1 pseudogene is annotated in these 253 nt (G+C 60.9%); it reads right to left on the bottom strand.

What is annotated here, in order from left to right:
- Window positions 1-253 (bottom strand): annotated as a pseudogene (locus ACNQPL_RS26730) (sugar-binding protein); the annotation flags it as partial.

The following is a 253-nucleotide window of genomic DNA, read 5'->3' as shown; positions in this document are numbered from 1 at the left end:
CATGTCGCTGATCACCTGGCCGTCCAGGTTCAGCTGGTGCAGGTGGCCGCTGCCGTAGTACAGGTGGTTGACCTTGCGCCCGTCCGGCAGGGTCAGTGTGGTCAGGTTGCTTAGCGGGTCGTATTCGTAGCCGAGCACGCCCTGTGGGGTGATTTCCTGGGTCAGTCGGCCCAGCAGGTCATAGGCGTATTCCAGCGTTTCTTCGGTGATGCCGAGTTGTTTGCCGATGCCGCTGGGTTGACGTTGGATGCTT

It is taken from the genome of Pseudomonas sp. LFS044, from assembly GCF_047978245.1.
Classification (GTDB): Bacteria; Pseudomonadota; Gammaproteobacteria; order Pseudomonadales; family Pseudomonadaceae; genus Aquipseudomonas.
The sequence above is the reverse complement of the archived record's forward strand: the minus strand, read 5'-3'. Positions and strand labels throughout refer to the sequence as shown.